Source organism: Stenotrophomonas sp. 05L44_2 (assembly GCF_056665995.1).
Genome location: NZ_JBFTNR010000350.1, coordinates 1 through 4350, shown reverse-complemented (window position 1 = coordinate 4350; position 4350 = coordinate 1). Strand labels below are relative to the sequence as shown.

Here is a 4350-nt window from a genome sequence, read left to right as displayed (position 1 = left end):
CCTGCATTTACGGTCGATTACATCCTTTCTTCTCTCGGCTAGGCCCTTAAGCTTGCTGTGCAGAAGCACGGGATTGAGGTCTGTCCCATCCGACAGTCTCGCGTAGATCGCCGCGACCGCTCTAGCCTTCTCTATCGCCGAACATCTCGCTAGAAGGATGTGATCAAAGCCATCCTCAAGGTCCTGCTGAAGAAGAGCGACGGCCTTTCTGGCGATAGCCTCGTCAGCCATCTCCTCTCGATACTCACGTATGGGATGAAACTCAATTTCTTGGAAGTACCCGTCGCGCTGGGCTTGTCTTAGCGTGTAGTTGAATACGATTTTTCCGCTGATCCGCTGGTCATCGAGCCGGAACGGAGTTGCAGTGAAGTACAGCGTCGGCTTGCCATCTGCCGCGGCCCTGATGCGCTCCCAGGTATCGGCAACCACATGGTGAGCTTCATCAAATACGACATGTGTGAAGAGCCCGATGACTTGCCCCAGTTGATCAGGTTGCAGTTGAGCAAGCGTATCCGGAGTTGCGACAGTGACATTTGCTGCTTCTATCGCGCTTAGATCGAGCGCGCCGCTTAGACCTGCCGCCAAATGAACTTTAGGCGACAGAAGCTGGTCCGTTACTACTTCGATCCGCCTTAGCGTCGACAAGGACTCAAGACGCTCGCTCATTTGCGAGCGTAGTGCGTCCGATGGGACAACGAGAAGCGTCCGCTTGAACAGTCCCGCCAGCATTAGCGCGAATATGGTGTCGGTTTTACCAGTCCCTGTTGGCATCACGACAGTTGCTGGCTTTGAAGGCGAGATATCGAGATGAGACAGGACTGCGAAGGCAGCTGCCCTTTGTGGCAACCTGAATCCTGTTACGCCCGCCTCCGCGTTCGCAACTCTGAAGACTAGACGGTGGTCAGCCCAGCTCTTGTAGACCGCGTTCTTATTGTAGAAATCAAAGTCGATGTCCATCTGCCAGCTCCTGTCCTTGGTGCGCCTGTGGTAATAAGCTGTGTCAAGCGTAAAGTTGTCTCGATAGAGTTAGATGCTTCACTAGATCCCCTCATTCCCAAGCTAGGAATCTGCGCTTCTAACTTTTCGATGTCCCGCAGGTTCTATGTCCCGCAGGCGACTCCGATCCAGAGAGCGTCCTCCCGGTCAAGCCAATTACAACTGGCTGACCAAACGGGGATACTCGCATATCAGCCAGCCAGCGAGCTGCGCCCTTTTGCTTCAAGGGCTTAGCGGCCTACGTTGTGCAGATGACGATGCTCAAGTCTGGCCAGACGCCCTTCAAGGGCAAGCCGCGCCCGGCAACTTGTAGGTAGATCGAAGGAGGCTCGAACTGTGAGGCTGCATTGGCTCATAGCCTTGGTGGGCGACATGGCGCGCTAGGAGGGACGACTCTCCCGGTGGAGACATGGCGCTTGGCAACCGAGTCGACACCATAGTTTGGCACCCCCAGCTGTCACCATAGTCTGTCCAAAGCTGCACAAACTATGGTGTTCGCCCCACACGGCGCATCGAGAGTTCCCTGAACAGGAACCTCATTCATGTACCGGTCAGTTCAATATTCAGGGCCGATTTCATCAACAAACGGATAATTCACACCTGTCGAACGCCTCTCCTCCCTCCCCTCCCGAGGGGCGTTCGACGAAACCAAAATAATGAAAGGTGTATCCCGATGATCAAGAATTCGCTGCTTGCCCTGGGTCTGTTGGCCGCGCTGCCGTTCGCCGCATCGGCTGCCGATGGCCTGTCGTACAACTACGTTGAAGGCGGCTACGTGAACACCGATGCCAAGGGCGGCGACGCTGATGGCTGGGGCGTGAAGGGCTCGGTTGCCGTGCATCCGAACTTCCACATCTTCGGTGATTACAGCAAGCAGGAAACCGACACCTTCAAGAACGATGTCGACCAGTGGCGCATCGGCGCCGGCTACAACTACGGCATCGCACCGAACACCGACCTGGTGGCTCGTGTTGCGTACCAGAAGTTCGACATGAAGCACGGCCTGGACTTCAACGGCTACTCCACTGAAGTGGGCGTGCGCACCGCGTTCAACCCGTACCTGGAAGGCTATGCGCTGGCCGGTTACGAGGATTACAGCAAGAAGCACGGCATCAACCCGGACGGCGAGTTCTACGGCCGYGTCGGCGCTACCGCCAAGYTCAACCAGAACTGGGGYCTGAGYGGCGAAGTGAAGCTGGCCAAGGCCGGCGACCGCGAGTGGTTCGTGGGCCCGCGCTTCAGCTGGTAACAAACGCCTGTCGTTAGTGCGTGTAACTGGCGTGTGATCTCTCTCCCACACGCCAGCGAAGCCCGGCCTCGTGCCGGGCTTCTCTTTTTCCGGCATCGCTTTGCCACAATGGGGCATGGGCGATCCCTCCACTCCCGCTGGCACCGGCTTGGCCTACCAGGAACACCTGGCGCCTGCGCCGCTGCGTGGCCAGTTCGGCCAGCTCTGGCAGAGCCAGTTGCCTGCTGATGCCAGTGGCAGCATCACCGTGCTGCCCGATGGATGCGTGGACATTCTCTGGCGTGATGGTGCGCTGTTCGTGGTGGGACCGGACCGTACCGCCGCACACCCGCAACTGACCCCCGGTGCACAGGTGCTGGGCGCGCGGTTCCGGCCTGGGCAGGCATCGTCTGCGCTCGGCATCGACTTGTCCGGCATCGTCGGCCAAGCCGTGCCCCTGATCGAATTCAATACCCGCTGGGCGACTCAGGCTGCGGCCTGGATCGGTGACGCCGCGCCCGACCAGCGCCTGCAGCGCCTGGCTGACAGCCTGCAGCGGAACATGCCGGCGGCCGTGCTGGACGAACACACACGCCGCGCGCATGCGCTGTTCGCGCACGCTGCCAGAGGCGATGCCAGCATCGACGCACTCGCCGCACAACTGGCCATGAGCCCGCGCACCCTGCGTCGCTTCAGCCAGACGCAGTTCGGTTACGGAGCAAAGTCGCTGGAGCGGATCCTGCGTCTGCAGCGGTTCCTGCGCTGCAGCCAGACCCAACCCGCGCACAGTCTGGCGATGCTGGCCGTGGAGGCGGGCTATGCCGACCAGGCCCACCTCAGCCGCGACGCCCGCGAGCTTGCCGGCCTGACGGCAAGCGCGCTGCGCCAGCAGTGGGGACGTTGATGGCCGTTTCGTTCAAGACCCGGGCCCGACCCTGACCGATGCTGGGCGCTCCAACCACAGAGCCGCACCATGAGCCACGCAGACACCACCACTGCCGAACGCCGCATCGACAACATCGAATTCAACGTCGCCGACATCGCCCGCAGCAAGCAGTTCTATGGGCAGGTCTTCGGCTGGTCCTTCACCGACTACGGCCCGGCCTATACCGAGTTCGATGACGGCCGCCTCAAAGGTGGCTTTGTCGCCGGCCAGGCAGTGACGCCCTCAGGAGGCGCGCTGGTCATCGTGTACTGCGTGGACCTTGCCGACGCGCAGCAGCGCATCCTCGCAGCTGGCGGCGAGATCGTGCAGGCGGTGTTTGCCTTTCCCGGCGGCCGTCGCTTCCATTTCCGCGATCTGGACGGCTACGTGCTGGCGGTGTGGAGCGACGCCAGCTGATCCGTCTGCCTCTACAATCCGCCAATGGAAACGCACATCGATGCCTATGTGAGGCAGGCCGACGGCAACTGCATCAAGGTGATGCTGTTCAATGGCCGCTCGCGGGCCTCGCTGCAGGCGCTGGGATTCACCGCTGGCGAAGAAGACACCCTCACCCTGCCGGTCCCCGACGATGCAGCCAAGGCCGCCGTCTTCCTCCGCCTGCGTGATCTCGGCGTGGCCTTCTCGGCGGGCAGGGAGTGGTGTCCGGCCGACGTGTTCGAGCATCTTCGCGAGGGCGGTGTGCTGGAGGGACCCTACCTGCGGGTTGCGTGGCGCACGCCGCAGCAGTTCACCGTGACCACGGCGTAGCCACAGCATGGACGTGATCGAGATCGCTGGAGCGAATCTGCTGCGCGATGCTGCGGACGGCTGGCAGCTGCAGGCGTCGGTGGTCTCGCAGGACCGCATGCGGCTGGCCTGCATCCTTCGTGTCGGGCAGCGCTTTCGCGTCGAGCGGTTCCTGCGCGGACACATGCGGCCGCAGTGGCACGGAGAGTGGTGGTTGCAGCAGCCGCAGCACTCGATCACCGACAGCGGGCTGCAGGCACAGGTGCTTGCCGATGAGTGGCTGGCGCCCGTCGGCTGACCACCGCGAACTGAGAACCGCTCCGTCGCCGGCAAGGTCGTTCCGCTATGATCGCCCGCACATCGCCGCAGGCGATGTGCCCGCCTCAAGCCAGCAGGAACCATCGTGAACGCCCAGCCCGCACCCATCACCGCCCTCAACCACACGCTCGACAAC

Annotated in this window: 6 protein-coding genes; 5 read left to right on the top strand and 1 reads right to left on the bottom strand. The window is 61.7% G+C overall.

Going from position 1 to position 4350, the window contains the following annotated elements; all coding sequences use genetic code 11:
* Window positions 1-957: DEAD/DEAH box helicase (locus AC1VAN_RS13195; RefSeq protein ID WP_480985950.1), on the bottom strand; the 957-nt coding region annotated here is incomplete at its 3' end.
* A gap of 715 nt (window positions 958-1672) precedes the next feature.
* Here AC1VAN_RS13195 and AC1VAN_RS13190 point away from each other — a divergent pair.
* From AC1VAN_RS13190 to AC1VAN_RS13170, 5 genes are all read left to right on the top strand, one after another.
* The gene (locus AC1VAN_RS13190) at window positions 1673-2245 is read left to right on the top strand and encodes an OmpO family porin (RefSeq protein WP_480985951.1); all 573 of its coding nucleotides are present in this window, start codon (window positions 1673-1675) and stop codon (window positions 2243-2245) included.
* 115 nt (window positions 2246-2360) lie between these two features.
* Complete coding sequence (locus AC1VAN_RS13185; RefSeq protein ID WP_442251512.1) at window positions 2361-3128, top strand: helix-turn-helix domain-containing protein; 768 nt, start codon at window positions 2361-2363, stop codon at window positions 3126-3128.
* Between the two features lie 69 nt (window positions 3129-3197).
* On the top strand, window positions 3198-3566 hold the full coding sequence (locus AC1VAN_RS13180) for a VOC family protein (RefSeq protein ID WP_088100798.1): 369 nt from the start codon (window positions 3198-3200) through the stop codon (window positions 3564-3566).
* Window positions 3567-3590: 24 nt separating this feature from the next.
* Entirely contained in the window at window positions 3591-3917 is a 327-nt protein-coding gene (locus AC1VAN_RS13175; protein WP_442251513.1) for a hypothetical protein, read from the top strand.
* 7 nt (window positions 3918-3924) lie between these two features.
* Window positions 3925-4194 (top strand): hypothetical protein, encoded by a 270-nt coding sequence (locus AC1VAN_RS13170; RefSeq protein WP_442251514.1) that lies wholly within the window; start codon window positions 3925-3927, stop codon window positions 4192-4194.
* Window positions 4195-4350: the final 156 nt, after the last annotated feature.